This window comes from Brevundimonas sp., assembly GCF_046295075.1.
In the GTDB taxonomy this organism is placed as follows: Bacteria; Pseudomonadota; Alphaproteobacteria; order Caulobacterales; family Caulobacteraceae; genus Brevundimonas.
The window spans coordinates 47,008-70,093 of the sequence record NZ_JBKBOC010000018.1; the positions used below are offsets into that span (position 1 = coordinate 47,008).

The 23,086-nt window shown below is 67.3% G+C and carries 29 protein-coding genes; 19 read left to right on the forward strand and 10 right to left on the reverse strand.

Translation table 11 applies throughout. The features are described 5' to 3' along the window. Positions 1 to 37: 37 nt before the first annotated feature. From ACK4MH_RS13220 to ACK4MH_RS13240, 5 genes are all read left to right on the forward strand, one after another. The gene (locus ACK4MH_RS13220) at positions 38 to 1,009 is read left to right on the forward strand and encodes an MJ0042-type zinc finger domain-containing protein (RefSeq protein WP_409719132.1); all 972 of its coding nucleotides are present in this window, start codon (positions 38 to 40) and stop codon (positions 1,007 to 1,009) included. Continuing rightward, positions 1,002 to 1,535 carry a phosphoribosyltransferase gene (locus tag ACK4MH_RS13225; protein ID WP_135193880.1) on the forward strand — a complete coding sequence of 178 codons (534 nt, stop codon included), beginning with the start codon at positions 1,002 to 1,004 and terminating at the stop codon, positions 1,533 to 1,535. Before ACK4MH_RS13220 ends, ACK4MH_RS13225 begins: the two co-directional genes overlap by 8 nt. 175 nt (positions 1,536 to 1,710) lie before the next feature. Beyond that, positions 1,711 to 2,277 (forward strand): 50S ribosomal protein L21, encoded by a 567-nt coding sequence (rplU, locus tag ACK4MH_RS13230; protein WP_409719134.1) that lies wholly within the window; start codon positions 1,711 to 1,713, stop codon positions 2,275 to 2,277. A 100-nt stretch (positions 2,278 to 2,377) separates the two neighbouring features. After that, positions 2,378 to 2,665, forward strand: a complete 288-nt coding sequence (rpmA, locus tag ACK4MH_RS13235) for a 50S ribosomal protein L27 (RefSeq protein ID WP_159848772.1) — start codon at positions 2,378 to 2,380, stop codon at positions 2,663 to 2,665. 168 nt (positions 2,666 to 2,833) lie between these two features. Further along, on the forward strand, positions 2,834 to 3,367 hold the full coding sequence (locus tag ACK4MH_RS13240; RefSeq protein ID WP_346495793.1) for a GNAT family N-acetyltransferase: 534 nt from the start codon (positions 2,834 to 2,836) through the stop codon (positions 3,365 to 3,367). 13 nt (positions 3,368 to 3,380) lie between these two features. Here ACK4MH_RS13240 and ACK4MH_RS13245 read toward each other — a convergent pair whose 3' ends face one another. Both ACK4MH_RS13245 and ACK4MH_RS13250 read right to left on the reverse strand, forming a co-directional pair. Next, on the reverse strand, positions 3,381 to 3,578 hold the full coding sequence (locus ACK4MH_RS13245) for a hypothetical protein (protein ID WP_135193876.1): 198 nt from the start codon (positions 3,576 to 3,578) through the stop codon (positions 3,381 to 3,383). 114 nt (positions 3,579 to 3,692) lie between these two features. Then, positions 3,693 to 4,208, reverse strand: coding sequence for a hypothetical protein (locus ACK4MH_RS13250; protein WP_409719137.1), 516 nt, complete (start codon positions 4,206 to 4,208; stop codon positions 3,693 to 3,695). 174 nt (positions 4,209 to 4,382) lie between these two features. On the opposite strand from ACK4MH_RS13250, the gene ACK4MH_RS13255 reads away from it, so the two are divergent. Together ACK4MH_RS13255 and ACK4MH_RS13260 are read left to right on the forward strand one after the other, a co-directional pair. After that, complete coding sequence (locus ACK4MH_RS13255) at positions 4,383 to 5,585, forward strand: threonine ammonia-lyase (protein ID WP_409719139.1); 1,203 nt, start codon at positions 4,383 to 4,385, stop codon at positions 5,583 to 5,585. Further along, entirely contained in the window at positions 5,566 to 6,081 is a 516-nt protein-coding gene (locus tag ACK4MH_RS13260) for an FKBP-type peptidyl-prolyl cis-trans isomerase (protein ID WP_409719141.1), read from the forward strand. The genes ACK4MH_RS13255 and ACK4MH_RS13260 overlap by 20 nt, the downstream gene beginning before the upstream one ends. Before the next feature lie 334 nt (positions 6,082 to 6,415). Here the strand turns inward: ACK4MH_RS13260 and queG are convergent, their stop codons facing one another. The 4 genes from queG to ACK4MH_RS13280 all read right to left on the reverse strand — a co-directional run bounded on the left by queG (position 6,416) and on the right by ACK4MH_RS13280 (position 10,454). Further along, positions 6,416 to 7,543 carry a tRNA epoxyqueuosine(34) reductase QueG gene (gene queG / locus ACK4MH_RS13265; protein WP_409719143.1) on the reverse strand — a complete coding sequence of 376 codons (1,128 nt, stop codon included), beginning with the start codon at positions 7,541 to 7,543 and terminating at the stop codon, positions 6,416 to 6,418. Positions 7,544 to 7,774: 231 nt separating this feature from the next. Next, positions 7,775 to 8,437: a T6SS immunity protein Tdi1 domain-containing protein gene (locus ACK4MH_RS13270; protein WP_409719145.1), complete on the reverse strand. Its 663-nt coding sequence runs from the start codon at positions 8,435 to 8,437 to the stop codon at positions 7,775 to 7,777. Positions 8,438 to 8,719: 282 nt separating this feature from the next. Further along, positions 8,720 to 9,406, reverse strand: a complete 687-nt coding sequence (locus ACK4MH_RS13275; protein WP_409719147.1) for a glutathione S-transferase family protein — start codon at positions 9,404 to 9,406, stop codon at positions 8,720 to 8,722. A 43-nt stretch (positions 9,407 to 9,449) separates the two neighbouring features. Continuing rightward, entirely contained in the window at positions 9,450 to 10,454 is a 1,005-nt protein-coding gene (locus tag ACK4MH_RS13280) for a cation diffusion facilitator family transporter (RefSeq protein WP_409719149.1), read from the reverse strand. A gap of 129 nt (positions 10,455 to 10,583) precedes the next feature. Between ACK4MH_RS13280 and ACK4MH_RS13285 the strand changes: the two genes are divergently transcribed. The 10 genes from ACK4MH_RS13285 to accD all read left to right on the forward strand — a co-directional run bounded on the left by ACK4MH_RS13285 (position 10,584) and on the right by accD (position 18,326). Continuing rightward, positions 10,584 to 11,384, forward strand: a complete 801-nt coding sequence (locus tag ACK4MH_RS13285; RefSeq protein WP_409719151.1) for an undecaprenyl-diphosphate phosphatase — start codon at positions 10,584 to 10,586, stop codon at positions 11,382 to 11,384. Between the two features lie 38 nt (positions 11,385 to 11,422). After that, entirely contained in the window at positions 11,423 to 12,343 is a 921-nt protein-coding gene (locus ACK4MH_RS13290; protein ID WP_409719153.1) for a class I SAM-dependent methyltransferase, read from the forward strand. Positions 12,344 to 12,375: 32 nt separating this feature from the next. Further along, positions 12,376 to 13,125, forward strand: a complete 750-nt coding sequence (locus ACK4MH_RS13295; RefSeq protein WP_409719155.1) for a pseudouridine synthase — start codon at positions 12,376 to 12,378, stop codon at positions 13,123 to 13,125. A 19-nt stretch (positions 13,126 to 13,144) separates the two neighbouring features. Further along, the gene (locus tag ACK4MH_RS13300; RefSeq protein WP_409719157.1) at positions 13,145 to 13,408 is read left to right on the forward strand and encodes a type II toxin-antitoxin system Phd/YefM family antitoxin; all 264 of its coding nucleotides are present in this window, start codon (positions 13,145 to 13,147) and stop codon (positions 13,406 to 13,408) included. Then, positions 13,405 to 13,818, forward strand: coding sequence for a type II toxin-antitoxin system VapC family toxin (locus ACK4MH_RS13305; protein ID WP_409719159.1), 414 nt, complete (start codon positions 13,405 to 13,407; stop codon positions 13,816 to 13,818). Before ACK4MH_RS13300 ends, ACK4MH_RS13305 begins: the two co-directional genes overlap by 4 nt. Then, a complete protein-coding gene (locus ACK4MH_RS13310; protein ID WP_409719161.1) occupies positions 13,815 to 14,456 on the forward strand; it encodes a phosphoribosylanthranilate isomerase in 642 nt (213 codons plus the stop codon). The genes ACK4MH_RS13305 and ACK4MH_RS13310 overlap by 4 nt, the downstream gene beginning before the upstream one ends. 77 nt (positions 14,457 to 14,533) lie before the next feature. Further along, positions 14,534 to 15,736: a tryptophan synthase subunit beta gene (gene trpB, locus ACK4MH_RS13315; protein ID WP_221205368.1), complete on the forward strand. Its 1,203-nt coding sequence runs from the start codon at positions 14,534 to 14,536 to the stop codon at positions 15,734 to 15,736. Continuing rightward, a complete protein-coding gene (locus tag ACK4MH_RS13320) occupies positions 15,733 to 16,185 on the forward strand; it encodes a hypothetical protein (RefSeq protein ID WP_409719163.1) in 453 nt (150 codons plus the stop codon). The genes trpB and ACK4MH_RS13320 overlap by 4 nt, the downstream gene beginning before the upstream one ends. Positions 16,186 to 16,582: 397 nt before the next feature. Next, positions 16,583 to 17,425 carry a tryptophan synthase subunit alpha gene (trpA, locus tag ACK4MH_RS13325; RefSeq protein ID WP_409719165.1) on the forward strand — a complete coding sequence of 281 codons (843 nt, stop codon included), beginning with the start codon at positions 16,583 to 16,585 and terminating at the stop codon, positions 17,423 to 17,425. A gap of 10 nt (positions 17,426 to 17,435) precedes the next feature. Then, a complete protein-coding gene (gene accD / locus ACK4MH_RS13330; RefSeq protein ID WP_409719167.1) occupies positions 17,436 to 18,326 on the forward strand; it encodes an acetyl-CoA carboxylase, carboxyltransferase subunit beta in 891 nt (296 codons plus the stop codon). Here accD and ACK4MH_RS13335 read toward each other — a convergent pair. Next, the gene (locus tag ACK4MH_RS13335) at positions 18,281 to 18,724 is read right to left on the reverse strand and encodes a DoxX family protein (RefSeq protein ID WP_409719169.1); all 444 of its coding nucleotides are present in this window, start codon (positions 18,722 to 18,724) and stop codon (positions 18,281 to 18,283) included. The two genes, accD and ACK4MH_RS13335, sit on opposite strands and share 46 nt — an antisense overlap. A gap of 36 nt (positions 18,725 to 18,760) precedes the next feature. Here ACK4MH_RS13335 and ACK4MH_RS13340 point away from each other — a divergent pair, with 36 nt between their 5' ends. Continuing rightward, the gene (locus tag ACK4MH_RS13340; RefSeq protein WP_409719171.1) at positions 18,761 to 20,047 is read left to right on the forward strand and encodes a bifunctional folylpolyglutamate synthase/dihydrofolate synthase; all 1,287 of its coding nucleotides are present in this window, start codon (positions 18,761 to 18,763) and stop codon (positions 20,045 to 20,047) included. Between the two features lie 143 nt (positions 20,048 to 20,190). On the opposite strand, the gene ACK4MH_RS13345 is transcribed toward ACK4MH_RS13340, so the two are convergent. Beyond that, entirely contained in the window at positions 20,191 to 20,388 is a 198-nt protein-coding gene (locus ACK4MH_RS13345; RefSeq protein WP_409719173.1) for a hypothetical protein, read from the reverse strand. A gap of 124 nt (positions 20,389 to 20,512) precedes the next feature. Here ACK4MH_RS13345 and ACK4MH_RS13350 point away from each other — a divergent pair, with 124 nt between their 5' ends. Next, complete coding sequence (locus tag ACK4MH_RS13350) at positions 20,513 to 22,105, forward strand: GH39 family glycosyl hydrolase (RefSeq protein WP_409719175.1); 1,593 nt, start codon at positions 20,513 to 20,515, stop codon at positions 22,103 to 22,105. 59 nt (positions 22,106 to 22,164) lie between these two features. On the opposite strand, the gene trxA is transcribed toward ACK4MH_RS13350, so the two are convergent. Further along, entirely contained in the window at positions 22,165 to 22,500 is a 336-nt protein-coding gene (trxA, locus tag ACK4MH_RS13355; protein WP_135193854.1) for a thioredoxin, read from the reverse strand. 117 nt (positions 22,501 to 22,617) lie between these two features. After that, positions 22,618 to 23,086: PD-(D/E)XK nuclease family protein (locus ACK4MH_RS13360; protein WP_409719178.1), on the reverse strand; the 469-nt coding region annotated here is incomplete at its 5' end.

Here is a 23,086-nt window from a genome sequence, read left to right on the forward strand (position 1 = left end):
CCTTACGGGAGGGGGCGACAGCCTCGCAGTCAGCCACATGATACTGACCTGCCCCGCCTGCGCCACCAGCTATTTCATTCCCGATGACGCGGTCGGTACGAACGGCCGCAAGGTGCGGTGCCAGTCGTGCGGCGAAGTGTGGCGCGCGACCCCCGACGAACCGCTGGAACTGACCCTGACGCCCGAGCCTGTGGTCGCGGCTGCCTCCACCCCAAAAACCACGCCCGAACCGGAACCCGCGCCGACCGCCGCCAGCCTGGCCGAGACGCCCGCTCCGGAACTGCCCCGCGCCTTCCGCGCCCGCGCCGACCGCCAGAAGAGGCTGCGTCGCGCCGCCGCCCACGGCGTCGTCTGGGCGGGCCTGGCCAGCGTCTTCATCGGCCTGATCGTGGCGGCCTTCCTGTTCCGGATCGAGATCGTCCAGGCCTTCCCCAAGGCGGCCTCGGCCTACAAATTCTTCGGTGCGACGGTGAACCCGGTCGGGCTGGACTTCGAGGCCCTGACCGCCAAGGCCGCGCCCGGCCACCCCGGCATGGTCGTGGTGTCCGGCGCCATTCGCAACGTGCGCGACGTCGAGATCGTGTCGCCGCCCGTCCGCGTCGCCCTGGTGGACGCCAACGGCGCCGAGGTGGGCTTCAAGATCGTCGAAATCGACGCGGCGCCCGTCCTGCCGGGCAAGGTCCAGGGATTCGCCGCCCTGATCCCCGATCCAGGCGGGCACGGCGCCGGCATCGGCGTCGACTTCGCCCCGGTGAGCGCAACTCCCGCCCCCGCTCCCGGCAAGCCGACGGCCGGGCACGCTGACGACAAGAAGGCTGCGGCGCACGGGGCCGAACCGACATCCGACCACGCCCCCGCCGCAGCGCCGCCGGCGACGGCCCAAGGGCTGCGCTCGGCCACGGCGCCCGGCGCTGACGCCCCAAATACGGCCGCGCCGATCGAGGCGCGACCCGTGGGCGCGGTGGACAAGGGGCATGGTGAGGCGGTATCGGCCTCGCATCATGGCTGATCCCTCCCCGACGCCGACCGTTCTCCTGCCCGAGGCCGAGGTGGCGCGCATCGTCGCCGACTTGGCCCAGCGTATCGCCCCGGTGATCGACGACGACACCGTCGCCGCCGTGCTGCTGACCGGCGGCCTGTGGTTCGCCGCCGACCTGACCCGCGCCCTGTCACGCGTCGGGCGCAACGTCCGCTTCGACGCCCTGTGGCTGGCCTCCTACGGCGACGAACAGACCAGCCGGGGCCGCATCGACGTCTATGCCCCGTTCCAGCGTCCGATCGCCGGTCGCCGCGTCCTGATCCTGGACGACGTGTTCGACACCGGCCTATCGCTGGCCGAGGCGGTCCGCATCGCCAGGGAAGCCGGCGCATCCGAGGTCCTGACCTGCGTCTTCGCCAGAAAGCCCTGGCCCGCGCCGCGTGCGCCCGAACCGGACTTCGTCGGCTGGGAGGCGCCGAACCGCTTCCTGGTCGGCTATGGCCTGGACCACGCCGGCGCCCTGCGCGGCCTGCCCGACATCTGCGCCCTGGATTGAGTCCGGGACTGAGGCCGTATGGGCCATAACGGCGGGGGATAATCCGTCCGGGGCTGAATTTCCGCCGGGTTCGGCGTTGACTCTCGGACACCCTTCCGTATATGTCGCCGCTCTTCGCCGCCGGGGGTGTCCTTGGGCGGCGTATCTTTTTTTGCGTTTGCGCTGAGGCTTCAACATGTACGCGGTGATCAAGACCGGCGGCAAGCAGTACCGGGTCCAACCGGGCGACACCATTGTCGTCGAAAAGCTCGACGGCGACGCCGGCTCGGAGCTGAAGTTCGACAGCGTCCTGATGCTGGGCGGCGACAACGGCGTGACCTTGGGCGCTCCCCTGATCGACGGCGCTTTCGTCGGTGCGACCCTGGTCGAAACCCGCAAGGGTGAGAAGATCAAGATCTTCAAGAAGACCCGTCGCCAGGGCTATCGCCGCACCAACGGCCACCGCCAGATGGAATCGGTCCTGCGCATCACCGGCATCGACGGCGCCGGCGAGACCGCCAAGTGGGACGGAAAGGTCGATCTGACGACCAAGGCCGAGATCAACCTGCGGGCCCGCAACCTGGCCGCCCGTGACGCGACCTCTTCGCTGGGTTCGACCGAGACGGTCGTGACCGACGTCGACGGCGCCGAGGTCAAGGGCGTTGTGGTCGAGAGCTCGGCTCCCGCCCAAGACTCTGGCAAGAAGGCCCCGGCCAAGAAGAAGGCCGCGCCCAAGGCTGAAGCCGCCGGCGACGAAGCCTAAGACATTCACCGGCGTCTTACAGCGCCAGACCCAGCTAAAAGAGACGTCCTCAAGTAGGCCGAAAGGCCGATAGGACACTCAGGAAAGACGGAGCGGCAAGATGGCTCACAAGAAATCCGGTGGTTCGTCGCGTAACGGTCGCGACTCCGAGTCGAAGCGCCTTGGCGTGAAGAAGTATGGCGGCGAGCGCGTGCTGGCCGGCAACATCATCGTGCGCCAACGCGGCACCACCTTCCACCCGGGTGAGAACATCGGCATGGGCCGCGACCACACCCTGTTCGCCCTGACGCACGGCGCGGTGAAATTCACCAAGAAAGCGGGCGGCCGTTGTTACGTGTCGATCCTCGCGGCCAATGACGACGCCCAAGTGGCGATGGCCGCCGAGTAACGCGATCTGGACCTTCCCGGATCGGCGTTGCTTCTGAAAGCAGCCGGTCCGGACCAGGGATTATATTCCGCGGGGAGTCTGGATCACCAGGCTCCCCGTTTGCGTTTCCCCGCCTCGAAGACCGTCCGAGCCCTTCAAGGAGACGGTTGAAGATCCGAGGCAACGCCCATGTGCGTCATCGAAACCTCTCCCGTCGTCGAGACCCGGCGTCTGGTCCTGCGTGCGCCCGCGCCCCAGGACGCGCCGCGCATTGCGGCCTTGGCCAACGACCTGGACATCGCGCGCATGACCAAGCGGATGCCGCATCCGTTCCAGATGCGTGACGCCGACGACTTCGTGCTGCAGGTGGCGTCTCAGGATCCCAGGCGCGCCAACACCTTTGTCATCGACCATGAGGATGTGGGGCCGATCGGTGTGATCGGCCTGTTCGAGGGCGAGGATCGCGTGCCCGAGACGGGCTACTGGATCGGTCGGGAGTACTGGGGTCGGGGCTTCGCCACCGAGGCGCTGGACGCCGCCCTGGTCTGGGCCAGCCGCAAGTGGAAGCGCCGGGCGCTGGTCGCCGGCCATTTCGCCGACAACCCGGCCTCGGGTCGCGTGCTGGAGAAGGCGGGCTTTCTCTACACCGGCGAGACGCGCCGAGCCTGGAGCAAGGCGCGTCGAGCCGAGGCAGACACCCGCATGATGGTCTGGCTGGCCTGAGGGCCAGCCGGCGTCAGCCGCCGGCCAGGGTCGGTCCATAGACGGCGGCGGCGGTGATCAGGCCGACCACCAGCATCGCGCCCGCGCCGGCGATGAAGGTGGCGATGGTCTTGGACCGTCGCCGACGCATGCCGCCCGCCTTGTATTTGCGGATGATGACCGATGGCCCTCGTGTAAAGGCCTCGGACCCTACGATATTGTGTTGGGACAAGAAAACGCTCCCCGAACTCTCGCACAGAAGAAGCGATCAGTCCGGGGCGCTCGTGGTCAGAAGATGGCGATCCGCGTTACCGGGGTCGCATCTTCGTGAGAACAGGCGTGCGGGTCACAGGGTGACGGCGACGACCCGGCCGCCGCGCGTCTGGACGTGGCGCATCAGCACCAGAGGCGCATCGCCCGCCGTCACCGGCACGATCAGGAACCAGCCGCCGTCCGGCAGACCGTCGAAGCGGACGCGGCCGTTCTCGCAGCGTTCGGAGCGGACATAGCCGCTGTAGTTGGCGTTGGCGTCCGGCACGGTGCGGGCGCGGACCACGGCGGCGGGCACGGCCGCGCGCTCGATCGAGCCATACAGGGTGCGGAAGCGGGCGCGGGTGTAGGGGGTGTCCGGCGTCAGGCCGGCCGAGCCGACACAGGCGAAGGTCTTGCCGTCCTGGGCGAAGGCGATCTGGCCTTCGATGCTGTTGCGGCCGGGCATCTGGGACCAGCCGAAATCGCCTTCGTCGAAGGCCGCAGGTCCGGCATAGGGCAGGCCGCCTCCGGTCGTGGGGGCGCAGGCCGAAAGGGCGGCGGCGGCCAGGGCGAGGGCGAGGCCTGGGGCGGCGAAGGGGCGGATCGACATGGGCTTTCCTCCGGGGGATTTCGCGGTCGGGGGGACGACGCGCCCACTATCGCAGACCCGGCCTCCCACTTCCACGGTCAAGACGCCCGCCTCTGGACCCGGACCCGACAACGCGCGAAACAGACCCGAACAACGCGCCCCTTCGTCGAGGCGCGACAGCTCGGAAACGCCCGCATGACCGTCACCTTCGCCGACATCCAAGCCGCCCGCGCCCGGATCGCAGGTCAGGTCGACCACACCCCGACCCGCTATTCCAGGAAGCTGTCGCAGCTGACCGGGGCCGAGGTCTGGGTCAAGTTCGACAACCTGCAATTCACCGGCAGCTTCAAGGAACGCGGCGCCCTGAACCGCCTGCTGATGCTGAGCCCCGAGGAGCGCAAGCGCGGGGTGGTGGCGGCCAGCGCCGGGAACCACGCCCAGGCCCTAGCCTATCACGGCGGTCGGCTGGGGGTGCCGGTGACCATCGTGATGCCGGAGGGCACGCCCTTCGCCAAGATCAACGGCACCCGGTCGCATGGGGCCACGGTGGTGATCGAGGGGCTGGACTTCACCGGCTCGACCGAGGCGGCCCAGCGGCTGGAGGCGGAGAAGGGTTATGTCTTCGTCTCGGCTTTCGACGACGCGGGCATCGTGGCGGGCCAGGGGGTCTGCGCCATCGAGTTCCTGGAGGACGCGCCCGACATCGAGGCCCTGATCATCCCCATCGGCGGCGGCGGGCTGATCGCCGGCTGCGCCATTGCGGCCAAGGCGATGAAGCCGGACATCAAGGTGTTCGGGGTCGAGGCGGCGCGATACCCGTCCTTCACGGCGCGGCGGGCGGGCCTGCCGCCGGTCTGCACCGGCCAGACCATCGCCGAGGGCATCGCCATCAAGGCCGTTGGCGACATCCCGTTTGCCTTGGCCGATCCGCTGGTGGACGAGGTCTTCGTCTGCGAGGAGGCGGACTTCGAAAGGGCCGTCGCCCACTACGTCACCTATGAGAAGACGGTGTCCGAGGGCGCGGGCGCGGGCGGTCTGGCGGCGCTGCTGGCCTATCCCGAGCGGTTCAAGGGGATGAAGGTCGGGCTAGAGCTGTGCGGCGGCAACATCGATGCGCGGATGCTGGCCGTGGTGCTGAACCGCGAGATGGTCCGTGAACGGAGGTTGCTGGTTTACCGGATCCTGGGCGACGACCGGCCGGGCATGCTGTCGGCCATGGCGGCGGTGATCGGGGGCCTGGGCGGCAACATCATCGACGTGGTCCACAACCGTCTGGCGCTGGACGTGCCGGCCAAGGGCGCGGAGTTCGACATCATGGTCGAAACGCGCGATAGCGCCCACGCCGACGAGATCGGCGAAGCCTTGAAGGAACGCGGCTATGAACTTCGGATGGGGTAAGGCGGCGCTGTTGAGCGCGCTGCTGCTGGCGGGCTGCGGCCAGGCCGAGCCGGTCGATCCGAACGCGGGCAAGGCCGAGGCGGTCGCCTTCATGGCCGAGAACGCCAAGGCCGACGGCGTCGTGACCCTGCCCAGCGGCCTGCAATACAAGGTGGTGCAGGCGGGGCCGGCCAGCGGCGTCAGCCCGGACCGCAACGACCTGGTCAAGGTCGATTACGAGGGCAAGCTGGTCGACAACAGCGTATTCGACAGCTCGTTCGCGCGCGGGGCGCCGGCGGTGTTCACCCCCGAGGAGGTGGTCAAGGGCTGGACCGAGGCGTTGCAGAAGATGCGCGTCGGCGACGAATGGCTGCTCTATGTGCCGCCCGAGCTGGGCTATGGCGAGCGGAGCAGCCCCAAGATCCCGGCGAATTCGGTGCTGATCTTCCGGCTGAAACTGCTGGACGTGGCCAAGGTGCCGGGCGGTGGATCGGGTGTCGGCACGGCGATGGGGTGATCCGGTGATCCGTCTCCTCCCCACTTCGTGGGGAGGTGGCGCGGCGCGTCTTCGCGTCGTGACGGAGGGGCTGCCACCGCATCGCAGGCGCCTGTGGGGCGTCAAGAGCCCCTCCGCCGCTTCGCGGTCCCCCTCCCCGCGTAGCGGAGAGGAGACAAAAAGTGCACTGCGAATTTTTTGAGTGCACTTTCGTGCAGATTTTTGCGAGCGGTTTGCAGTTCTCCGGCGGATGTTAAAGACCAGGCGGGCAGTATAGCCCAGCGCGCGAGGGCGTCAGGTTAGCGGTCGCTGGTCGTCGTCAGGGCCTTGAAATCGCTGCGGTTCGTTGGGACCATTACTCGGGTTGGCGCGTTTGCGCCCGGCGCCATTCGGCCAGGACCTGGGGGTCGGTTTCGTCCGTCGCGTCGGACAGGGCTGCGAACGCGTCGGGCGGAGTCAGTTGCGACAAGGCCCAGACGGCGGCGCCGCGCACCAGGGGCGAGGGGTCGTCCAGCAGGGCTTTCGTCGGGGCGATCAGGGGCGCGTCGCCAGAGTTGCCGACGGCGTAGAGGACGTTCCTGAGGAACCGGTCGCGGCCGATCCGCTTGACCGGGCTCTTGGTGAACAGGGCGCGGAAGGCGGCGTCGTCGAGCGCCAGCAGGTCGGAAAGGCGCGGGCTTTGGAAGGCGGGGCGTGGCGCCAGCCGGATTTCGCGGGCTTCCTGGGCGAACTTGTTCCACGGACAGACGGCCAGACAGTCATCGCAGCCATAGATGCGCGAGCCGGTCAGGGTGCGGAACTCGACCGGCCAGGGACCCGCGAATTCGATGGTCAGGTAGGAGAGGCAGCGCCGGGCGTCGAGCTGGAACGGGGCGGGGAAGGCGTTCGTCGGGCAGGCGTCGAGACAGGCGGTGCAACGGCCGCAGTGTTCGGTCTCGGCCGCGTCCGGTTCGATCTCGGCGGCGGTCAGGATCGTGCCCAGGAACAGCCAGTTGCCGTGGGTGCGGCTGAGCAGATTGGTGTGTTTGCCCTGCCAGCCCAGTCCGGCGCGCTGGGCCAGGGGTTTTTCCATCAGGGGCGCGGTGTCGACGAAGACCTTGATGTCCGCGCCGTTGCGGGCCGCGATCTGGCCCGCCAGCTGTTTCAGTCGGCCCTTGATGACCTCGTGATAGTCGTCGCCGCGCGCATAGACCGAGATGTATCCGGCCGAGCGGTCGGCCAGCTGATCCAGCGGATTGTCCTCGGGGCCGTAGTTCATGCCCAGGACGATGGCGGTTTTCGCCTCGTCCCACATGGCGGTGGGGTGCTGGCGGCGATCCAGCGTCGTTTCCATCCATTCCATGTCGCCGTGTCGGCCCTCGTCCACGAAACGCCGCAGCCGCTCGCCCGCCGGCCAGGCGTCGGCCGCCGAGGCGAAGCGGCAGACATCGAAGCCGAGCTCGGCCGCGCGTTGGCGGATGAAGGTTTTCAGGCGGTCGGACACGGGGCGGTGGATAGCATGAGAGCGCCGAGACGTCTTGAGACGAGCGATTTCGGCGAAGAGGCCGAGGACCGTGTTCGACCCGTCGCCGGCATTACCAGCCACTGGAACTAAGCGCGCTCGGAGCAGGTGCACGTCCGAAACCCGCCGGAGTGATCCAGTCATTTCCGCTACCACAGCCCGGCCGCTGCACCCCTGCGGCCAGCATCAACCGTGAAGGACGCCCTAGCGCTCTCATCCTACAGGACGGAGTACCGTCGTTTCACCATAACCTTGAATATCGACAAGATGGAATTCCAAAGTCTGAGCAACAATGGAAAAATGCTCCGTTGCACTCACACGCTTCAGATTTTCAAGTCTCTGCGCTCCACCGAGCGCCAAAGCTGGAACAAAACCATAGCACTCTCCGATTTCCAACAGCCCGAGCTGTTTTATCGACTGCGAAAAAAGTGGTTTGTTTTCTTCGTCCGCGAGATCAAGTGCTTGATCAGAGAGACTGAAGGGAACATAAATTTGGTTAGCTATATTCGCACCTTTCTTTATCTTGCCGAGGGCGCCGCGACTGGTTATGTGGCCGCTGATCAGATCAACGATGATCAATGCCAGTTGGTCCGACCAGCAGTAAATCACCCCAAAAGCCGTGTATGCGAAGGCGTAGCAATTGTTGTGAATAAACTGCGCATCTGATTTGAAAATGAGAGCTAATATGCCTGCGAATTCGGAGGGGTCGCAGAGTTGTAAGCGGCCCTGTCTGAGAGTGAATAGCCCGTATTGTTCATAAAGGACTGCGAGTTCTGCGGGTAAAAGTGGACGAAGTTCTTTAAGTCGGCTCTCGTCGATACGAGAGGAGGCTTCGATCTTTCCACCAAGCAATTCTTTAAACGTCGGCGAAAGCATCAGCATCTCCATAGGGTACGTAATACTATGGCGTCTTGAGGTTGATTTAACTGCATTCGTCAAGCCTTAGTCGGCGACCCAAAGGCACTAGGCTAGGCGTTCCAATGGTCGGAGGGAGCCTCGCCCGCGTTGGCTTCCTCCTCGATCACTTCATGGCCAGCATCGAATAGCCACGTCGCCGTCAGCTGGCTCATTACCCCTCCGACTGCTCTCGATGAACAGCGTAACCTCTTGAGGTCCGCTTTCCACCCTTAGCGGTCACCAAACACCTCTGCTTGGCGCTCAGAAATCCAGGTCCGCATACCAGGCCGACGGCGGCACGCCGACGAAGCGGTCGGCGAGCAGGGGGCGGAAGCAGGGGCGGGATTTGAGCTTGGAGTACCAGGTCTTCAGGCCGGGCCAGTTCTTCCACTGGATCTCGCCGAAATAGTCCAGCACCGACAGGTGGGCGGCGGCGATCAGGTCGGCCTGGCTGAGGCGACGGCCGGCCAGCCAGTCGCGGGCGGCGACCAGATCCTCCAGCATGGCGAGGTGGGCCTTCAGGGCGTCGCGGCCCTCGCGCAGGGCGCGCGCCTCGGGCGGACCCAGCTTGAGCAGGGGTTTCTCCATCCGCTCGTGCAGCAGGACGGCGTCGACCTCGTCCATGAAGCGACGCTCGAACCAGCTGGTCAGGCGCCGCGCCTCGGCGCGTTCGGCGGCGTCGGCGGGCAGCAGCAGGGGCGCCTTCTGCTGATCCTCGATCCAGCCCAGGACGGCGGGCAGTTCGCACAGGACCAGGGGGCGGCCGCGATCCATCGTCTGGATCACCGGCGGCAGGCCGGACGGATTGAAGTCGTTGACCGGGCAGTCGGCCTCCCAGGGACGGACCGGGGTGTCGGTCCATTCGATCCGCGCCTCGCCCAGGGCCAGGCGCGCGGCGCGCGAGGCGGGCTGGAAGGCGAAGTGGAAGAGAACGCAAGGGTCGGCCATCAGGGGTTGATGCGCCCCGACCCGTTAATGCGCGTTTACTGAGTCAGGACCACGGGCCCTTTGGTGCGGGGCCTTTGGGCGCCTCGACGGCCGGCTCTTGAGGCTTTGACGCGGGCCTCGCGACGGAGGGAACGTCCGTCTGCGGACGGGTGTGTCCGCGCGGGTCGGCGTGGATCAGGATGTCGGCCGTGGGGAAGAGGGCCAGCACCCGGTTCTCGGCCGCCACGACGATGGCGTGGGCGGCGTCCAGGGTCTGGTGCGCGTCCAGGTCGACGTGCATCTGGATCATCATCACCTGGCCGGCCATGCGGGTGCGCAGCTGATGCACGCCGAACACTTGGGGATCGGCCAGGACGGCCTGGGTGATGGCGACACGGTCGGCCTCGGGCACGGCGCGGTCCAGCAGGTGATCGGCGGCGGCCTTCAACATGCCGGTCGCGCCCCAGAACAGCCAGACGGCGACGACGATGCCCGCCGCCGCATCCAGTCCCGGCGCGCCCAGGAAGGCGCCCGAGATCACCCCGATCAGCACCACGACGTTTGCGGCCAGGTCGGCGGCGTAGTGGGCGCGGTCGCCGGCGACGGCGAGAGAGCCGGTCTTCTTCAACGCCCGGGTCTGCATCCACACCAGCCAGGCGGTGATGGCGATGGCGGCGACCATGACGCCGGTCGCCCATAGGCCCGAGGTGACGGGGCGGGGATCGAAGATGCGCTGCACCCCCTCCCAGGCGATGAACAGGGCCGAGGCGAAGACCAGCCCGGCCTGGACCAGGGCGGACAGGGCCTCGCCCTTGCCGTGGCCATAGCGGTGGTTTTCGTCGGCCGGGGCGGCGGCCCAGCGCACGGCGAAGAAGGTGGTCAGGGACGCCGCCAGATCCAGCACCGAATCCGCCAGGGTCGCCAGGATGGAGACCGAGCCGGAGGCGCCGAGCGCGAACGCCTTCATGGCGATCAGCACCACCGCGACCCCGACCGACAGGCGGGTGATGCGGCGGGTGGCCAGGTGGGCGTCTTCCAGAGGCGCAGGTGCGGGGGCGGGCGTCGTCATATGCGGCCTCTTCTCGCGCAATCATGGCGGAAAGCCAACCGCTCGCCGTCCCTCGCTTCTTTGGGGGCGGTTGGCTATGGGGAGATCGAACCGGGCGCGTCGTGATCCCGGACCTGTTTCGGGGTTTTCATGTCGGACTGGCTGGCGGCCATCATCCTGGGTCTTGTCGAGGGGCTGACCGAGTTCATTCCGGTCTCGTCAACGGGCCATATGCTGCTGCTGGGCCATTTCATGGGGTTCGAGAGTTCGGGCAAGACGTTCGAGATCGTCATCCAGCTGGGCGCCCTGCTGGCCATCATCAGCGTCTATTTCAAACGGCTGTGGGCGCTGGCGACGCGCTGGCCGTTCGATCCGGAGGCGCGGCGGTTCCTGATCGGCCTGCTTGTCGCCTTCGCGCCCGCCGTGGTGATCGGCTTCCTGGCTTACGACTATATCAAGACGGTGCTGTTCGAGACGCCGCAGGTGGTGTGCGTGGCCCTGATCGTCGGGGGGGTGATCCTGCTGCTGCTGGACCGGATGGACAAGCGGCCCAAATGGCTGGACGCCGAGGCCTATCCGATGCGGATCTATTTCCTGATCGGCCTGTTCCAATGCCTGGCCATGATCCCCGGCGTGTCGCGGTCCGGGGCCACCATCGCCGGCGGCCTGCTGCTGAAGACCGACAAGCGGTCGGCGGCCGAGTTCAGCTTCTTCCTGGCCCTGCCCACCATGGGGGCGGCGGTGGCCTATGACCTGTTCAAGAACCACAAGACGCTGGATTTCAGCGACGTGGGGCTGATCGCCGTGGGCTTCGTCGTGGCCTTCCTTTCAGCCCTGGCGGTGGTGCGGTTCCTGCTGGATTTCGTGTCGCGGCGCGGCTTCGGCGTCTTCGCCTGGTGGCGGATCGTGGTCGGGGTCGTGGGGCTGGCGCTGTTGCAGGCGGGGTTCTGAGGCTGGTCCCCGACGTCTTCGGGCGCTAAGGGCGGGGCATGACCACGCTTCTCTATGGCCGCCCGCCGGTCGTCTTCGATCCGCCGGGTGATGCGACCCAGACCTCGCCCCTGATCCCTGATTCCGCTGCGCTGGAGGCGCTGGAGGCGCAGGAGGCCGGTTCGGCCGACACCATCATGATCTACGCCCCGCCCGGCGTGCTGGAGCGGCGCTATGTCCTGGCCCTGGCGCTGAGGGCGCTGAAGGTCGGCGGGCGTCTGGACGTCATGGCGCCCAAGGACAAGGGCGGCTCGCGCCTGGGCAAGGAGCTGAAGGCGTTCGGCGTCGAGGTCGCCGAGACGGCCAAGGCCCACCACCGCCGCTGCATCGTCTTCAAGCCCGAGACGGCTGAGGGGCTGGATGCGGCCATCGACGCCGCCATCGCCGCCGGCGGGCCGCAGTTCGTGCCAGGGCTGGAAGCCTGGTCTCAACCGGGAATCTTCGCCTGGGACCGGATCGATGCGGGCTCGGCCCTGCTGGCCGAACATCTGCCGCCGATGAAGGGCGAGGGGGTCGATCTGGGTTGCGGCTATGGCGCGCTGTCGATCGTGGTGTTGCGTTCGCCGGCGGTGACCAAGCTGAAGCTGGTCGATCTGGACCGCCGCGCCATCCGCGCCGCGCGTGAGAACGTCACGGACGAACGGGCCAAGGTGTGGTGGTCCGACGCCCGCACGCTGGAAGCCAAGGGCGACAAGGATTTCGTGGTCAGCAATCCGCCCTTCCACGACGGCGGGGCCGAGGACCGGCGGCTGGGCCAGGCCTTTATCCGCAAGGCGGCCGAACTGCTGAAGAAGGGCGGCGTCGCCTGGGTCGTGGCCAACCGTCACCTGCCGTATGAGGCGGAGCTGAATGCGGCGTTCAAACGGGTGCGGCTGGTGGCGGAAGCGGGCGGCTACAAGCTGTTCGAGGCGGTGAAATGACCGCGCTCAAGCAGCCCGAAGGGCGATAGCGCATGAAAAAAGTCCTCACATCCCGCGTGGACCGTCTGCTGGGTTCGATGGGCTATGGCTCGCGGGCCGAGATGGCGCGGATGGCCAAGGCGGGCGGGATCGTGCTGGACGGGGCAGACCTGACGGATGTGTCGAAACGCATTCCGGTGACGCGCGACCTGCCGACGCGGATGGAGATCGACGGCGAACCGCTGGACCCCGTGCAGGGGCTGGTGATCATGCTGAACAAGCCGCTGGGCATGACCTGTTCGCACAAGGAAGAGGGGGCGCTGGTCTATGACATCCTGCCGGGGCGGTGGCGGGCGCGCGATCCGGCCATTTCGACCATCGGGCGGCTGGACAAGCAGACGACGGGCCTGCTGCTGCTGACCGACGACGGCGACCTTTTGCACCGGGTGATCTCGCCCAAGCGCCATGTGACCAAGGTTTATCGCGCCGGACTGGCGCGGCCGCTGGGCGGGACGGAAGGCGAACTGTTCGCCGCCGGGGAGTTGATCCTGGAGGGCGAGGACAAGCCGCTGGCGCCGGCCGTGCTGGAGGTCGTGACGCCGACCGAGGCCCTGCTGACGGTAACCGAAGGGCGCTATCATCAGGTGCGGCGCATGTTCGCCGCCGCCGGCAACCACGTCGAGACCCTGCATCGCGAGCGGATGGGCGGGCTGGCCCTGCCGGCCGATCTGGCGCCGGGCCAGTGGCGGCTGCTGACGCCGGAGGAGATCGCGTCGATCTTCGTGGAATCGACCGGGGCCTGATTGGACATGTTGGGGTCAGATGGCTATCTTGATGGCCATGTCCAGCTACTCCGTCGCCGAAGCCAAGAACAACCTGCCCAAGCTGCTGGATCGCATGCTGGCAGGAGAGGCCGTGACGATCACGCGGCGCGGCGTGCCCGTGGCGCGACTGGAGCCAGCGCAAGCGGTTGAACCGACATCCGGCCCGATGGACATGGACTGGCTGAAACGGGTGCGGATCAAGTCGGAAGCGTCGGTGGACTCGGTGACCCTCTTGCGCCGGATGCGGGACGAAGAGATTTGACCGTCTATCTGGACACCAGCGTCCTGATGTCCCTGTTTCAGACCGACAAGCACACCGAGCGGGCGTCGGCATGGATCGCGGGTGTCGATGCCTTCGTCATGAGCAGTTGGACCCTGACGGAGTTCTCGTCGGCCTTGGCGGTGAGGACCCGTATGCGCAACTTGCTCGATAGGGATCGGCGCGAGTTCGAACTGCAACTTGACCAATGGTTGAGGGGCAGGGTCGTCCTTTCGGTCGTTGACGCCGACATGGTGGAAGCACGCCGTTTGGTCAGGAACGACGTGAGATTGCGCGCGCCCGATGCGCTTCATCTCGCGCTGGCGGCGAGGCATGGCTGCAGCCTGGCGACACTGGACGAGGACATGGCCAAGGTTGCGACCGACATCGGCCTGCAGGTGATTGTGCCATGACGACCAAGATCAAGATCTGCGGCCTGACCACGCCGGACACCCTGGACGCTGCGCTGGACGGCGGGGCGGACTTCGTGGGGGCGGTGGTGTTTCCAAAAAGCCCCCGGCATCTGGAGCCCGAGGCGGCGGCCGCCCTGTTTGAACGGGCGCGGGGGCGGGCGAAGATCGTGGCGGTGACGGTCGATCCCGACGACGCGCTGCTGGACGAGATCGCGCGAACGCTGAGGCCCGATTTCATTCAACTGCATGGATCCGAGACCCCGACGCGGGCGGAACAGGTGCGGGCCGTGACCGGGGCGGGGGTGATCAAGGCCCTGCCGATCCGGCATGGCGACGACTTCGCCGCCGCCGACGAATGGGACTATCACGCCGATCATCTGATGTTCGACGCCAAGCCGCCGGAGGAATCGGTGTTGCCGGGCGGGGTTGGGCACAGTTTCGACTGGACCCTGCTGGCGGACCGGGCGTTTCGCCATGACTGGTTCCTGGCGGGCGGGCTGACCCCCGACAATGTGGCCGAGGCGCTGCGGATCACCGGGGCGCCCATGGTCGATGTGTCCTCTGGCGTGGAAAGCGCGCCGGGTGTTAAGGACGCCGACCGGATCGCGGCCTTCATCCAAAACGCGCGCCGGACGTAATTACGACGCCTCCCTGCGTGAAAGTTGGATTCGTGAACGCTCAAACCCCCATCCAGACCCCGACCCCAGGCCAGCCGTTGTCCAACGCCTATGCCTGGCCGGACGCGCAGGGTCGGTTCGGTCCCTATGGCGGGCAGTTCGTGGCCGAGACGCTGATGCCGCTGATCCACGAGCTGGATGCGGCCTATAAGGCGGCCAAGGCCGATCCGAGCTTCCAGGCCGAGCTGGACGGCTTCCTGACCCACTATGTCGGTCGTGAAAGCCCGCTGTATTTCGCCGAACGTCTCACCGACCATTTCGGCGGGGCGCGGATTTGGCTGAAGCGCGAGGACCTGAACCATACGGGCGCGCACAAGATCAACAACTGCATGGGCCAGATCCTGCTGGCCCGTCGCATGGGCAAGACCCGGATCATCGCCGAGACGGGCGCGGGTCAACATGGCGTGGCCTCGGCGACCGTGTCGGCGCGCTTTGGTTTGCCCTGCACCGTCTATATGGGCGCGGTGGACGTGGAGCGGCAGCAGCCGAACGTGTTCCGCATGCGCCTGTTGGGTTCGGAAGTCTTCTCCGTCACGGCCGGCGCCGCGACCCTGAAGGACGCGATGAACGAGGCGATGCGCGATTGGGTGACTAACGTCTCGGACACCTATTACATCATCGGCACGGCGGCGGGTCCGCACCCCTATCCAGCCATGGTGCGCGACTTCCAGTCGGTGATCGGCAAGGAGATCAAGACCCAGTCGATGGCCCGGATGGGCAAGCTGCCCGAGGCCGTCGTCGCCTGTATCGGCGGCGGGTCGAACGCCATCGGCGCCTTCCATCCCTTCATCGACGACGCGGCCGTGCGGCTGATCGGCGTCGAGGCGGCGGGTCACGGGCTGGATACGCCGGACCATGCGGCCTCGCTGAAGGGCGGGCGATCGGGCGTGCTGCACGGCAACCGCACCTATCTGCTGCAGGACGACGACGGAAACATCGTTGAGGGGCATTCGATCTCGGCCGGGCTGGACTATCCGGGCATCGGGCCGGAACACGCCTGGCTGCATGATATCGGCCGGGCCGAATATCGGTCGGCGACGGACAATGAGGCGCTGGAGGCCTTCCAGCTGTGCTCGAAGCTGGAAGGCATTATTCCGGCGCTGGAGCCGGCCCATGCGCTTGCGCGCACGGGCGAAGTGGCGCGCGAAGTCGGCAAGGGCGGCGATGTCGTCCTGCTGATGTCGGGCCGAGGCGACAAGGACATCTTCCAGGTCGCCAAACACCTGGGAGTGGAACTGTGATCCGTAGCCTGCTGGCGGCGACCGCCGTCTTGAGCCTGTCCGCTTTCGCCGTTCAGGCCCAGACGCCGGCGCCCGCGCCCGCTGCACAGCAGGGCGGCCCGGCCGATGTCGGCCTGCTGCCGGGCGCGGAGCTGTCTGCCGATTGCGGCGGCCTGAACAATCTGACGGGCCGGGCGTATTGCGTGACCGCGCAACTGGGCCAGATCGGCGCCTTGGCCGACGCCTATATCGCCGATCTGGAGACCAAGGGCTGGCTGGCGGCGGGCGGCGACGAGAACCGCGTGGTCTTCATCAAGCGCCGCGAGGCCGGCGGCTGCGACGGCATGCAGATGGTCGCCTTCTACGACACCACCAAGACCGCCGTCGCCGAACTGCCCGCCTATCTAGGCTTCGCCACCATCCCCGGCGACGTGTGCGCGGCTGCTGCTGCGACCCCGCCTGCGTCATGAGGGCTGCTGCCGCCATAGCTCTGGTGGCGATGATGATGGCCGGGTGCGTCGAGACTGTGAAATTCTCCCCCCTGTCGCCTTCCGCCGATAACGTCGCTCGCGCCCTCGTGGCCGAGCGAAGTCTCGCACATCCGCAGACCAAGGCGGCTAGAGAGCGCGATCCGGCTAGGACCGACGCCCTTTCAGTTTGCTTGAAAAGCGGAGGGGGACATCACGACTTGCGACCCGTAAGGCTCGTCGGTGATCGGGTCTGCGGAACCGTTTCCTGGCCCGCAGAGGACAACGGCAGGGAAGTTTGCTACGCGCTCGACGATGTCGAGACGATAGGCTTGCCGCGAGACGCCACGACAATAGGCTACTACCCAGTCCGAGGCTGGCTCAAATGCCAGGGAGACACATGACCACCGCCCGTATCGACGCGCGCTTTGCGGCGCTGAAGGCCGAGGGCCGTGCGGCCTTTATTCCCTATGTGATGGGGGGCGATCCGTCGCGCGAGGAAGCGCTGGCGATCCTGAACGGTCTTCCTGCTGCGGGCGCCGACATCATCGAGCTGGGCTTTCCATTCAGCGATCCCATGGCCGAGGGGCCGCCGATCCAGAGGGCGGCGATCCGGGGCATGGCGGCCGGGTTCGGCCTGCGCTCGACCATGGATCTGGCCAAGGAATTCCGCAAAGGCGACGACGCCACGCCGATCGTGCTGATGGGTTATCTGAACCCGATCGAGAGCCTGGGCTATGACGCCTTCGCCGCCTATGCGGCCGACTGTGGCGTCGACGGGCTGATCGTCGTGGACTGCCCGCCGGAAGAGGCCGGGCCGCTGATCGAAGCGCTGGACAAGGTCTCGATCTCGCTGATCCGGCTGGCGACGCCGACGTCGGACGACGAGCGGTTGAAGATCGTGGTCCGGGGCACCTCGGGCTTCGTCTATTATGTGGCGGTCGCGGGCGTGACCGGCGTCAAGGAAGCGAACGCCGAGGTGGTGGCGCCGGCGGTGGAGCGGGTGCGCAAGGCCTCGGGCCTGCCTGTCGCGGTCGGCTTCGGGGTCAAGACGCCGGAGCGGGCGGCCGAGATCGCGCGCGTGGCCGATGCGGTCGTCGTCGGTTCGGCCCTGGTGGACGAGGTCGCCGCCGCACTGGAGGCCGGCGAACCGGTCGCGCCGCGTGTTCTGGCCAGGGTGAAGGCGCTGGGCGACGCTGTTCGATCGGTCGTCAGTAGTGCTTCCGTGGCGGAAACCGTCTAAGAGCCCGCCCATGAACGACAAGAGCAAACCCCAGGAAAAGCGCGGCGGCTGGCTGAGCCGTTTCGCGCCCGGCGTCCGCAAGATCGTGTCGCGCCGCGACACCCCCGACAATCTGTGGGTCAAGGATCCAGACAGCGGCGAGATGCTGTATCGCTCGGATCTGGAGGCGTCCCTGTGGGTGACACCGTCGGGCCGGCACATGCGGATCGACGCGCCGACGCGGCTGAAGGCCACCTTCGACGGCGGTCAGTATGAAACCATCGAGACGCCGGACGTGCCGGAAGATCCGCTGAAATTCTCGGACGGCAAGTCCTACAAGGATCGCCTGAGCGCGGCGCGCAAGGCGGCGGGCCGCAAGGACACCATGGCTATCGGCTATGGTTCGGTCGGTGGTCAGGACGCGGTCGTGATCGTTCAGGACTTCACCTTCATGGGCGGGTCGCTGGGCATGGCGGCGGGCGAGGCCTTCATCAAGGCCGCGCGCGAGGCCGTGGCCCGCAAGGTCCCGATGGTCTGTTTCACCGCCGCCGGCGGCGCACGGATGCAGGAAGGCGCCCTGTCGCTGATGCAGATGGCGCGCACCACCCTGGCCATCGAAGAGCTGAAGGACGCCAAACTGCCCTACGCCGTGGTCCTGACTGACCCGACGACGGGCGGGGTGACGGCCTCCTACGCCATGCTGGGCGACGTGCATCTGGCGGAACCGGGCGCTCTGATCGGCTTCGCCGGTCCGCGCGTGATCGAGGCCACCATTCGCGAGAAACTGCCGCCGGGGTTCCAGCGCGCCGAGTATCTGCAGGAAAAGGGCATGGTGGACCGGGTCGTGACCCGCGCCGACCTGCCGCGCACTCTGGGTCAGATCCTCTCCATGCTGATGGGCGGCACGCGCGCCGCCGCCTGAGGCCGTCTGAAGGGCCAGTCGATCGCGGTCGAGGCCCACAGGCACCACCAGACGATGACCGGCTGAAACAGCAGGCGCGGGCCGTGATAGGCCCAGCCTAACCCTGCGCCCGTCGTCAGGCCGCTGACGGCATGCTGGATGTTGGCCGGATAGACGCAGACGCAATAGAGGGCCAGAGCCCAGCCGGCGACGACGCGCAGGCGCGGGATCATCAGTCCCGCCGCGCCGAGCAGCTCGGCGATGCCCGTCAGCGCCACGACCTGGGCAGGGTCCGACACCCAGTGCGGTGTGATCCGCACGAACGGGCCGGGAACCACCAGATGCAGCACGCCGGCGCCCAGGAAGACGGCCGCCAGGACGATGCGGGCCGCCGTTCTGATGTGCGGCCTGGAAGTCATGTCGCGGTTCTCGAAATCAGGGGCTAAAGGAGGCGGATGGATCCCGTCTCCGAACGTCTACGTGCGCGCCACCCCCAGCGGATCGACCTGTCGCTGGAAAGAATGCGCGTGCTGTGCGCCGCCCTGGGCGATCCGCAACACAAGTTGCCGCCGGTCATCCATGTGGCGGGCACCAACGGCAAGGGCTCGACCGTCGCCATAATCCGCGCCATCGCCGAGGCGGCGGGCCTGAAGGTCCATGCCTATACCTCGCCCCATCTGGTGCGGTTCAACGAGCGGATTCGGCTGGCCGGCAAGCTGATCGAGGACGAGGCGCTGAACGCCATCCTGGACCGGATCGAGGCCGTGATGGCCGAGACGGGCAGCGAGGCCACGGTGTTCGAAAGCACCACCGCCGCCGCCTTCCTGGCCATGGCCGAGACGCCGGCCGACCTGGCCATCATCGAGGTGGGCTTAGGCGGGGTGCTGGACGCGACCAATGTGATCGAACGGCCGCTGCTCAGCGTGATCACCCCCGTGGATTACGACCATGCGGAGTTTCTGGGCACGGACCTGGCGGGGATCGCCTCGGAAAAGGCGGGGGTGCTGAAGGCGGGCGCGCCGGCCGTGATCGCGCGCCAGCGCGAGGAGGCGATGGCGGCCATCGAGCGCCGGGCGGCCGACGTTCATGCGCGGCTGACGGTGCTGGGGGTGGATTTCGACGCCTGGGCTGAGCGGGGCGGTCTGGCGTTCCAGACGGCCGAACTGTTCATGGACCTGCCGGCGCCGGCCCTGGCGGGCGCGCACCAGATCGACAATGCGGCCCTGGCCGTGGCGGCGGCGGTCGAGCTGGATCTGCCGGAAGCCGCGATCGCCGAGGGGCTGAAGGCCGTGCGCTGGCCCGCGCGGCTGCAACGGATTTCGGCCGGACCTTACGGCGAGGCGGCGCGGGCGGCGGAGGCCGAACTGTGGCTGGACGGGGGGCACAATCCCCACGCTGCAAAGGCCTTGGCGGCGTTTCTGGCCGAGCGTCAGGCGCGGGCGCCGCGTCCGCTGGCCCTGATCTGCGGCATGTTGTCGAACAAGGATGCGGGCGGCTTCTTCGCCGCCTTGAAGGACAGTCAGGCGACGGTGTTCACCGTCGGGTTCGACGGGGCGGCGGCCGATCCGACGGCCCTGGCGGCCGTGGCGCGCGGTCATGGACTGGCGGCGACGCCGGCGGGATCGGTGGGCGAGGCGGTGGACCTGGCCCTGCGTCTTGGCGCCGGCCGCGTGGCGATCTGCGGGTCGCTGTATCTGGCGGGCGAGGTGCTGGGGGCGAGCGAAGAGACCTGGCCGGACTGACCAATCTCCCTCCCCTTCATGGGGAGGGGCGGCGGAGCGTAGCGCAGCCGGGGTGGGGCAGTCAGGACCGCACTCACGCTCCTTCGGGCCCCACCCTGATCGCTGCGCGATCGTCCCTCCCCATGAAGGGGAGGGAGAGTGCTTTATTTGCTCATCCAGGGGCGCGATTTGCCCGCCGCGATGCGGGCGTTATGTTCGCGCTGGAAACGGCCGCCGCGCGGAGCCTGGGGCCGGCCGTCGAGCTTGGCGTTCTTCAGGCGCAGGGCACGCTGAACCGAGGTCTCTTCCACAGTCTCTTCGGGCTTGGCGGGATCGGCGGGGATGTCGTCGTCAGCGGTCATGAACGGTGTCTAGCACACCTCGACCCCAGATGCCTTGATCGCGCGTGAAGGATCCGCCGCATTGCGATCTCAAAATGATAGCGCTAACAATATTGAAAATATAAATGTTGGGATGAGACGCATTATGAAACGCTCAGGATGGAACAGCCTTCTGCTGGCAGGCGCCGTTGCGGTGCTGGGCGGGTCAAGCGCCGCCGCGCAGGCGCCGACCGAGGCGGGACAAGCCGTCCCCCGAACCTTGACCATCGACGCGGCCTCGCCGGGGAAGCCTCGTGACCGCATGGCCGAGTTCTCGGTCGGCGCCGACTATCCGGGGACGACGATCCGCGAGGACGCCCTGGGCCAGTTGAAGACGGCGCGCGACGAGCTGGGCTTCCGCTACATCCGCTTCCACGACATCTTCCACGACGACATGGGCGTCTATCGCGAGGTGGACGGCCAGCCGGTCTATGACTGGACCCGCGTCGATCAGCTTTACGACCGCTTCCTGGGCATGGGGATCAAGCCCTTCATCGAGCTGGGCTTCACGCCGGATGCGATGAAGACCTCGGACCAGACCCTCTTCTACTGGAAGGGCAACACCTCTCATCCGCAGCCCGAGAAATGGACCGGGCTGATCGACGCCTTCGTGCGTCATCTGATCGACCGCTACGGCGCAGAGGAGGTGCGGTCCTGGTATTTCGAGTTCTGGAACGAGCCGAATCTGGACGGCTTCTGGGAACGGGCCGATCAGGCGGCCTATTTCGACTATTACGGGCGCACGGTCCGGGCCATCAAGGCGGTGGATCCGACCCTGCGCGTGGGCGGGCCGTCGACCGCCGGCGCGGCCTGGGTGCCCGAGTTCCTGGCCTATGCCGACCAGCATCAGCTGCCGGTCGATTTCGTGACCACCCATACCTATGGGGTCGAGGGCGGCTTCCTGGACGAGAAGGGCGAGGGCGACAACAAGCTGTCGCGCGCGCCCGACGCCGTGGTCAGCGACGTGCGCAAGGTGAGGGGCGAGATCGAGGCCTCGACCCGGCCGGGCCTGCCGCTGTTCTTCACCGAATGGAGCACCAGCTATAATCCGCGCGATCCGATCCATGACGATTATTTCGGGGCCTCCTACATCCTGACCAAGCTGCGCGAGAGCGAGGGCCTGGTTCAGGGCATGAGCTATTGGGCCTTCAGCGACCTGTTCGAGGAGCCGGGGCCGCAGACCAAGCCGTTCGACGGCGGTTTCGGCCTGATGAACCCGCAGGGCGTGCGCAAGCCGACCTTCTTCGCCTACAAATATCTGAACAGCCTGGGCGACCGGGAGTTGGCGACCGGCGACGCGCAGAGCATTGCGGCGCTGAGGGGCGAGACGGTTCAGGTGCTGGCCTGGCGCTATGAACTGCCCGACCAGCCGATCAGCAACCGGCCCTTCTTCCGTCAGGTGCGCGAGCCGTCGGCGGCGGCGCCGCTGGATATCGTGGTTCAGAATCTGACGCCCGGCGTCCACCGCGCGACGATCCGCCGGGTCGGGTTCCAGTCCAACGACGCCTATACGGCCTATCTGGAAATGGGCGCGCCGGCCGCGCTGGACGCCGCCCAGTTGCAGCGGCTGAACGACCTGACGCGCGATACGCCGCAGGTGCAGTCCGTCACCGTGGGCGCCGACGGGCGGGGGCGGCTGAGCGTGCCGATGCGGACCTATGACGTGGTGCTGGTGGAGATCGATCCGGCCCAGCTGTAAGACGAAAACGCCCGCCGGTCGGAACCGGCGGGCGTTTGATCTTCAGCGATCCGTCAGGATCAGGCGTCGGCCTTGACGCCGGCCTCGGCCAGCCATTCGACGATCTTGCCCTTGGGCATGGCGCCGACCTTCATCGAGGTCATCTGGCCGTCCTTGAACAGCATCAGCGTGGGAATGCCCTTCACGCCCAGCTTGGACGGGGTCATCGGGCTGTCGTCGATGTTGATCTTGGCCACGGTGACCTTACCGCCCAGTTCGTCGGCGATCTGTTCCAGCGCCGGGCCGATCTGTTTGCAGGGGCCGCACCATTCGGCCCAGAAGTCCACCAGAACGGGGGTGGAGGATTTCAGGACGTCGGCGTCGAAGCTTTCGTCCGTGACTTTTACAGTCGCCATGAATGGCTCCTTGGGGCGCTGTCGCCGGCCCCGCGGGGGCGAACGGCTTGAGCGCATGTTGATGTTGGCCGGAGCGTCCGGGTTCGGACGCAGATGTGGGAGCGAATCGCGGGCAATTCAACTGTCCGCCAACGCCGCGTCCAGCATCGCCTGCGGGATCGGCATCAGTTTCGGGCCGTCGGTCCAGACCAGGGCGGCCTCGACCGGGCGGTCGGGATAGAGGCGTTTCAGCACGGCGACATAGACGGCGGCCTGCAAGACATAGGCAGGATCGACCCGGTCGAGGGCGTCGGGAGCGGGGCGGTTGGTCTTGTAGTCGATGACCAGCACCCGGTCGGGGGTGACCACCAGCCGGTCGATGCGCCCGTTGATCGCCACGCTGGACGGGCCAGGCAGGGCGCCGGTCAGGGCCACCTCGGCGCGGGACCCGGGACCGAAGACGGGGGCGAAGCGGGCGTCGTCCAGCACCGAGAAGGCGGCGGCGATCATTTCGGCGCGCTGGGCCTCGTCCAGATCGGTCTCGCGCGCCAGCAGGCGCCGGGCGGCGTCGGGGCGGTCGGCGGGCGCGATCTCGGGCAGGCGCTCC

Bases quoted from the DNA above. Each gene is read 5' to 3' on its own strand.
- ACK4MH_RS13240 (WP_346495793.1), top strand. From the start codon at position 2,834: ATGTGCGTCATCGAAACCTCTCCCGTCGTCGAGACCCGGCGTCTGGTC.
- ACK4MH_RS13270 (WP_409719145.1), bottom strand. From the start codon at position 8,437: ATGCTTTCGCCGACGTTTAAAGAATTGCTTGGTGGAAAGATCGAAGCC.
- ACK4MH_RS13340 (WP_409719171.1), top strand. From the start codon at position 18,761: ATGGATCCCGTCTCCGAACGTCTACGTGCGCGCCACCCCCAGCGGATC.
- ACK4MH_RS13300 (WP_409719157.1), top strand. From the start codon at position 13,145: ATGGCTATCTTGATGGCCATGTCCAGCTACTCCGTCGCCGAAGCCAAG.
- ACK4MH_RS13280 (WP_409719149.1), bottom strand. From the start codon at position 10,454: ATGACGACGCCCGCCCCCGCACCTGCGCCTCTGGAAGACGCCCACCTG.
- trpA (WP_409719165.1), top strand. From the start codon at position 16,583: ATGACCACCGCCCGTATCGACGCGCGCTTTGCGGCGCTGAAGGCCGAG.
- ACK4MH_RS13310 (WP_409719161.1), top strand. From the start codon at position 13,815: ATGACGACCAAGATCAAGATCTGCGGCCTGACCACGCCGGACACCCTG.
- rplU (WP_409719134.1), top strand. From the start codon at position 1,711: ATGTACGCGGTGATCAAGACCGGCGGCAAGCAGTACCGGGTCCAACCG.
- ACK4MH_RS13345 (WP_409719173.1), bottom strand. From the start codon at position 20,388: ATGACCGCTGACGACGACATCCCCGCCGATCCCGCCAAGCCCGAAGAG.
- ACK4MH_RS13285 (WP_409719151.1), top strand. From the start codon at position 10,584: ATGTCGGACTGGCTGGCGGCCATCATCCTGGGTCTTGTCGAGGGGCTG.
- accD (WP_409719167.1), top strand. From the start codon at position 17,436: ATGAACGACAAGAGCAAACCCCAGGAAAAGCGCGGCGGCTGGCTGAGC.
- ACK4MH_RS13350 (WP_409719175.1), top strand. From the start codon at position 20,513: ATGAAACGCTCAGGATGGAACAGCCTTCTGCTGGCAGGCGCCGTTGCG.
- ACK4MH_RS13295 (WP_409719155.1), top strand. From the start codon at position 12,376: ATGAAAAAAGTCCTCACATCCCGCGTGGACCGTCTGCTGGGTTCGATG.
- trxA (WP_135193854.1), bottom strand. From the start codon at position 22,500: ATGGCGACTGTAAAAGTCACGGACGAAAGCTTCGACGCCGACGTCCTG.
- ACK4MH_RS13275 (WP_409719147.1), bottom strand. From the start codon at position 9,406: ATGGCCGACCCTTGCGTTCTCTTCCACTTCGCCTTCCAGCCCGCCTCG.
- ACK4MH_RS13260 (WP_409719141.1), top strand. From the start codon at position 5,566: ATGAACTTCGGATGGGGTAAGGCGGCGCTGTTGAGCGCGCTGCTGCTG.
- ACK4MH_RS13220 (WP_409719132.1), top strand. From the start codon at position 38: ATGATACTGACCTGCCCCGCCTGCGCCACCAGCTATTTCATTCCCGAT.
- ACK4MH_RS13225 (WP_135193880.1), top strand. From the start codon at position 1,002: ATGGCTGATCCCTCCCCGACGCCGACCGTTCTCCTGCCCGAGGCCGAG.
- ACK4MH_RS13290 (WP_409719153.1), top strand. From the start codon at position 11,423: ATGACCACGCTTCTCTATGGCCGCCCGCCGGTCGTCTTCGATCCGCCG.
- ACK4MH_RS13255 (WP_409719139.1), top strand. From the start codon at position 4,383: ATGACCGTCACCTTCGCCGACATCCAAGCCGCCCGCGCCCGGATCGCA.
- rpmA (WP_159848772.1), top strand. From the start codon at position 2,378: ATGGCTCACAAGAAATCCGGTGGTTCGTCGCGTAACGGTCGCGACTCC.
- ACK4MH_RS13250 (WP_409719137.1), bottom strand. From the start codon at position 4,208: ATGTCGATCCGCCCCTTCGCCGCCCCAGGCCTCGCCCTCGCCCTGGCC.
- ACK4MH_RS13335 (WP_409719169.1), bottom strand. From the start codon at position 18,724: ATGACTTCCAGGCCGCACATCAGAACGGCGGCCCGCATCGTCCTGGCG.